This is a genomic window from Thermolongibacillus altinsuensis, from assembly GCF_004341205.1.
In the GTDB taxonomy this organism is placed as follows: Bacteria; Bacillota; Bacilli; order Bacillales; family Anoxybacillaceae; genus Thermolongibacillus; species Thermolongibacillus altinsuensis.
Map to the genome: position 1 here is coordinate 213,093 of NZ_SLUL01000005.1, position 6,208 is coordinate 219,300.

A 6,208-nucleotide genomic window follows, 5' to 3' on the forward strand; every position below is an offset into this window, starting at 1 on the left:
GAGTGAAAGCAAGTGGTTAATTTCGGGAAAATTGTTACAGCGATGGTAACTCCTTTTGATCATAAAGGAAATATCGATTTTGCTAAAACAACACAATTGGTAAACTATTTAATTGAAAACGGAACGGATTCTCTTGTTGTAGCCGGAACAACGGGAGAATCGCCAACGTTGACAACGGAAGAGAAAGTAGCTTTATTTCGCCATGTTGTGAAAGTAGTCGATGGAAGAGTTCCCGTTATTGCTGGAACGGGCAGCAATAATACCCGCGCTTCGATTGAATTAACGAAAAAAGCCGAAGAAATTGGCGTTGACGGCGTGATGATTGTTGCTCCTTACTATAACAAGCCAAATCAAGAAGGAATTTATCAACATTACAAGGCGATCGCAGAAAGCACAACGCTTCCAATCATGGTTTATAACATTCCAGGAAGAGCGGTTGTAAACATTTCTGTAGAGACAATCGTCCGTTTGTCTGAAATTCCGAACATCGTTGCGGTGAAAGATGCAAGTGGAAACTTGGATGCCATGACGGAAATCATTGCAAAGACGCGCGAAGATTTTCTGCTTTATAGCGGAGATGACGGATTGACCTTGCCGGTGCTTGCGATTGGCGGCAGCGGAGTCGTGTCTGTCGCTTCGCATGTGATCGGTAATGAGATGAAGGAAATGATTGCTGCTTTTGAGAGCGGAGATCATCAAACAGCGGCAAAGCTCCATCAAAAACTATTGCCGATTATGAAAGGACTGTTTGCAGCGCCAAGTCCAGTTCCTGTCAAAACAGCTCTTCAAATAAAGGGATTGGATGTCGGATCGGTTCGCTTGCCGCTCGTTCCGCTTACAGAGCAGGAGCGAGTTCAATTAATGAACTTGTTAAATACACTATGAGGAAAGGGGAATCTCCCCTTTCTTTTTTTCTTGTGTTCCAATTCTTGCATCAGTTATAATGAACTTAAGTGACTTTGAGCGGGTGAGTTTGTTATTGGTTTTAGGAGGAAATTTTATGAAGCAAGCAGAAAAAGTGAGAGTATTTGCACTCGGTGGTGTCGGAGAAGTCGGAAAAAACATGTATGTTGTTGAAGTGGATGAGCAAATATTTGTCATTGATGCCGGATTGATGTTTCCTGAAGATGAGATGCTCGGAATTGATATAGTCATTCCTGATATTTCCTATTTGGTAGAAAATGAAGCACGGATTCAAGGGATTTTTTTGACGCACGGACATGAAGATCATATTGGTGCGATCGCTTACGTGTTAAGAAAAATTACAGCTCCTGTATATGCGACAAAATTGACGCTTGCCCTTGTTGAAGAAAAATTGAAAGAGCACGGTGTCACTACAAAAGCGGAACGGGTGGAAGTACGATCTGATACACAACTTTCATTTAAAAAAGCAAAGATCTCATTTTTCCAGACCAATCACAGCATTCCGGATTCGATCGGAATTAGCATTGAAACTTCACAAGGGGCAATCGTCTACACTGGCGATTTTAAATTTGATCAAACACCTGTTGGAATGGCTCGTGTTGACTTTGGAAAAATGGCTCAAATCGGTGAAAAAGGCGTTTTGTGTTTACTATCCGATAGTACAAATGCGGAGAAGCCGGGGTATACAGGATCGGAAGCGGTCGTTGGCCAAGAGATCTCTGATGTGATTTATAATGCACCTGGACGTGTCATTGTAGCATGTTTTGCTTCAAATATTACGCGCATTCAACAAGTATTAAATGCGGCGAAGGATCATAAGCGTAAAGTGGCCATCGTTAGCCGGAATATGCATAAAATTATTGATATTGCTGCTCGATTGGGTTATTTGCATATCGATGAAAAAATGATGGTTCCGGTGTATGAAGTGGATCGCTATCCAGACCGCGACCTTGTCATTTTAACGACAGGAAATCAAGGCGAACCGATGGCAGCGCTGGCGCGAATGGCTAAACAAACTCATAAGTACGTCAACATTAAAGAAGGAGATACTGTCATCGTCGCATCGTCGCCGATGCCTGGTCATGAACTATTTGTTTCGAAAACAATCGATGCCCTATATCGAGCAGGTGCTAATGTTGTATATGGCCAAAGAAAAGTTCATGTATCTGGACACGGCTATCAAGAAGAGTTAAAACTGATGTTAAATTTAATGAGGCCAAAGTATTTCATTCCTGTTCATGGCGAATATCGCATGCAAAAAGCTCATGCGAAGTTAGCGCAAGCCGTCGGCATTAGCGAAGATCGCATCTTTTTAATCGATAAAGGAGATGTGATTGAATTTCGAGGCGGTCATGCTCGCCATGGCGGGAAAGTTCCATATGGAAATATTTTAATTGACGGTTTAGGGATCGGAGATGTCGGCAACATTGTATTGCGTGACCGTCGTCTCCTTTCTCAAGATGGAATTATGATCGTTGTCGTGACATTAAGCAAAGAAGAAAAAAGAATCATTGCCGGTCCAGAAATTATTTCGCGCGGTTTCGTCTATGTCCGTGAGTCAGAAATTTTATTAGAAGAATCTGTAAAAATCGTTAAAGATATTGTAACGAAATGTATGCAAGATTACGTCATTGAATGGTCTTCATTGAAAACGAATATTCGTGATGCATTAAATCAATACTTATTTGAAAAAACGAAACGAAAACCAATGATTTTACCAATTATTATGGAAATTTAACATAAGAAGCTCAAAGTCAGAAAAACGCCTGCTGAAATGAATGTTTCAGCAGGCGTTTTTTTTGTATGAACAGCAAACAAATAAACCATACTAACGATACAACGTGTGAGAAAGGAGTTTTTGAATGGATGCACAACGATCTACCTCCAATGAAGAAACTACCGAAACAACGACAGAAAATATTGAGCAGTTAGGACAAACGAACATCCCGCAACTATCGCAAGATTCAACGATTCATTGTTTAACGATTGTTGGTCAAATCGAAGGGCATATTCAACTGCCGCCGCAAAATAAAACGACAAAATATGAACATGTGATTCCACAAATTGTCGCTATTGAACAAAATCCAAACATTGAAGGATTACTCGTTGTTTTGAATACAGTGGGCGGAGATGTAGAAGCAGGGTTAGCGATTGCGGAAATGCTTGCCTCCTTGTCAAAGCCAACCGTCTCAATCGTTTTAGGAGGAGGGCATTCCATCGGCGTTCCGATTGCAGTTTCATGCGATTATTCTTTTATTGCTGAAACAGCAACGATGACGATCCATCCGATTCGTCTGACTGGGTTGGTCATTGGCGTGCCGCAAACCTTTGAATATTTGGATAAAATGCAGGAGAGAGTCGTTAATTTTGTTGTCAAACATTCAAAAATTAACGAAGAGAAATTTAAAGAATTAATGTTCTCTAAAGGAAATTTGACGCGTGATATTGGAACGAACGTCGTTGGCACGGATGCGGTCAAATACGGATTAATCGACGAAGTTGGCGGGTTGTCGCAAGCGATGAAAAAATTGCGAGAACTGATTGAATTTAGATCATCCACTAAAGGAAAGATGCTACAATGATTTTACATACCATTGTTCCAGAATCATTAATTTTTCAATCTTCCGATGAAGAATATAAAAAACAACATGTCGTTCAATGCAATGGGGTTTCGTTGCTTGTGCAAAAAACGGAGACGAATGAATATGAAATTGTTCGCTTGTTGAGCAGCGACCCGCAGCATTTTTTACAAGCACAATATGCGCCAGGGAAAAAACTTCATTCTACTGTGCTAACGTTTTTATGATTTATGTTATAATAAGGTTAGAACGAAAAAGCAGCCAATCTTTGGCTGCTTTTTCGCCTTCCATTTTTTATGTTTTGGAGTGGACGATATGGCAAAACAAAAAAAGCGTCGAACAAAAAGGAACGAACAATGGAAAACGACGTTGCGCTTTGAATTGATTGGCTTAACCATTTTTGCTTTATCTGTGATCGCTATGGCCAATCTCGGTTTTGTTGGTCGCTCGTTCGTCTTTCTTGCCCGTTTTTTTATGGGAGAATGGTATATATTATTGTTCATTGGTTCAATGATTTTATCGCTCTATGTCATTTGGAAAAGAAAATGGCCATTTTTTTTTCATCGCGCCGTTGTCGGAGTATATTTGATTGTGATGGCGTTATTGCTTTTTAGTCACGAAACGTTGTTTCAGTTATTATCAAGACAAGGGAAATTTGCGCAACCGAGCATTATTCGAGCTACATGGGAGCTTTTCTGGATGGAAGTGCGCGGAGAAGCGACCGCTTTTTCGGATTTAGGCGGTGGAATGATCGGTGCCGTTTTATTTGCTGCAAGTTATTATTTATTTGATCAGCTTGGAACAAAGTGGATTGCTTCTTTATTGATGATCATCGGTATTGTATTGTTGACAGGAAAATCACTGCAAGAAACGCTCGGAAAATTAATCGGATGGTTGGTTTCTTTTATTCGATCACAATGGAGGGCATTCATTCAAGATACAAAATCATTGATTCATCGAAAAAAGCGGAAGAAGCCGAAAACAGATGTGGAGAAAGAGCAACCTGTTGAAGTCATGATGGATATGACAGAAGAAAGCGAAACATCTGTTCCAGACGATCCGCCGATTATTTCCAATTTTCATGATGCGTTGGTTGAGGAAGAAACAAATGAGCAAGAACAACCTGATGAAACCATTTCGTTTTCTCAAGTGGAAAATGTCGATTATGTTCTTCCGCCATTAGACTTGCTTCACTCTCCTAAACCGGCTGATCAGTCAAAAGAAAAAGAAAGCATTTATGCGAATGCCCGTAAGCTTGAAAAAACGTTCCAAAGCTTTGGCGTCAAAGCAAAAGTGACAAAAGTACATATTGGACCAGCTGTCACAAGATATGAAGTGTATCCAGACGTCGGCGTGAAGGTGAGCAAAATTGTTAGTTTAAGCGATGATTTAGCTCTTGCCTTAGCCGCAAAAGATATTCGCATCGAGGCACCGATTCCAGGAAAATCGGCAATCGGCATCGAAGTTCCAAACGAAGAAATTGCGATGGTTTCATTGCGAGAAGTTCTTGAAGCGAAAGAAGCAGATAAGCCAGACGCCAAATTGCTAATCGGTTTGGGACGAGATATATCCGGACAAGCGGTGTTAGCAGAGCTCAATAAAATGCCTCATCTTTTAGTAGCAGGAGCAACAGGAAGCGGCAAAAGCGTTTGCATTAATGCCATTATTACAAGTTTGCTCATGCGCACAAAACCGCATGAGGTCAAAATGATGATGATTGACCCGAAGATGGTTGAGTTGAGTGTATATAATGGAATTCCTCATCTTTTGACACCGGTTGTTACCGATCCAAAAAAGGCTTCACAAGCATTGAAAAAAGTGGTTAGCGAAATGGAGCGGCGCTATGAGTTATTTTCTCATACGGGCACGAGAAATATTGAAGGGTACAATGAATATATTCAAAAGCACAATCAAACTGCGGAAACTCCGCAACCAACCCTTCCTTATATTGTTGTTATTGTCGATGAATTAGCGGACTTAATGATGGTTGCTTCATCAGATGTTGAAGATTCGATTACGCGACTTGCACAAATGGCGCGTGCAGCAGGAATTCATTTAATTATTGCGACCCAACGGCCATCTGTAGACGTCATTACAGGGGTTATTAAAGCCAACATTCCTTCACGCATCGCGTTTAGCGTTTCATCTCAAACCGATTCACGCACCATTTTAGATATGGGCGGTGCAGAAAAGCTGTTAGGTCGTGGAGATATGCTCTTTTTCCCAGTAGGAGCAACAAAACCGATACGAGTACAAGGAGCGTTCGTTTCTGATCAAGAAGTTGAAGCGGTGGTTAATTTTGTCATTTCGCAACAAAAAGCTCAATATCAAGAAGAAATGATGTTGAATGATACAAACGATGCAGTTGAAGCATTTGAAGATGAGCTTTACGATGAAGCGGTTAAGTTGGTCATCGAGATGCAAAGCGCATCTGTGTCCATGTTGCAACGCCGTTTTCGCATTGGTTACACACGAGCAGCACGCTTAATCGATGCAATGGAAGCAAGGGGCATTGTCGGACCGTACGAAGGAAGCAAACCGCGTGCTGTGCTCGTATCCTCTCCGAAAGACCATGCCCAAACATCATAAAAGAGGCTGTTTTAAGCCTCTTTTTTTCTGTGAAAATCAATTAACCATGGCTGAAGCGGTATACCCCACAATCAAATTGGATACCCTATTAATGACCAAAAAAAGGCAATAGGAAA

At 41.1% G+C, this 6,208-nt stretch carries 5 protein-coding genes; all 5 read left to right on the forward strand.

All coding sequences use genetic code 11. The features are described from left to right. The first annotated feature begins 12 nt into the window (after window positions 1-12). The 5 genes from dapA to EDD69_RS06755 all read left to right on the forward strand — a co-directional run bounded on the left by dapA (window position 13) and on the right by EDD69_RS06755 (window position 6,092). Entirely contained in the window at window positions 13-885 is an 873-nt protein-coding gene (gene dapA, locus EDD69_RS06735) for a 4-hydroxy-tetrahydrodipicolinate synthase (protein ID WP_132948195.1), read from the forward strand. A 115-nt stretch (window positions 886-1,000) separates the two neighbouring features. Then, window positions 1,001-2,662, forward strand: coding sequence for a ribonuclease J (locus EDD69_RS06740; RefSeq protein WP_132948196.1), 1,662 nt, complete (start codon window positions 1,001-1,003; stop codon window positions 2,660-2,662). Window positions 2,663-2,786: 124 nt separating this feature from the next. Continuing rightward, window positions 2,787-3,506 carry a ClpP family protease gene (locus tag EDD69_RS06745; protein ID WP_132948197.1) on the forward strand — a complete coding sequence of 240 codons (720 nt, stop codon included), beginning with the start codon at window positions 2,787-2,789 and terminating at the stop codon, window positions 3,504-3,506. Beyond that, window positions 3,503-3,730 carry a YlzJ-like family protein gene (locus EDD69_RS06750; RefSeq protein WP_132948198.1) on the forward strand — a complete coding sequence of 76 codons (228 nt, stop codon included), beginning with the start codon at window positions 3,503-3,505 and terminating at the stop codon, window positions 3,728-3,730. The genes EDD69_RS06745 and EDD69_RS06750 overlap by 4 nt, the downstream gene beginning before the upstream one ends. 88 nt (window positions 3,731-3,818) lie before the next feature. Continuing rightward, window positions 3,819-6,092 carry a DNA translocase FtsK gene (locus EDD69_RS06755; protein ID WP_132948199.1) on the forward strand — a complete coding sequence of 758 codons (2,274 nt, stop codon included), beginning with the start codon at window positions 3,819-3,821 and terminating at the stop codon, window positions 6,090-6,092. The last annotated feature ends 116 nt before the right edge of the window (window positions 6,093-6,208 follow it).

What these genes read in the sequence shown, in the direction of transcription:
- EDD69_RS06740 (WP_132948196.1), top strand. Translation starts at nt 1,001, where the DNA reads ATGAAGCAAGCAGAAAAAGTGAGAGTATTTGCACTCGGTGGTGTCGGA.
- EDD69_RS06745 (WP_132948197.1), top strand. Translation starts at nt 2,787, where the DNA reads ATGGATGCACAACGATCTACCTCCAATGAAGAAACTACCGAAACAACG.
- EDD69_RS06750 (WP_132948198.1), top strand. Translation starts at nt 3,503, where the DNA reads ATGATTTTACATACCATTGTTCCAGAATCATTAATTTTTCAATCTTCC.
- EDD69_RS06755 (WP_132948199.1), top strand. Translation starts at nt 3,819, where the DNA reads ATGGCAAAACAAAAAAAGCGTCGAACAAAAAGGAACGAACAATGGAAA.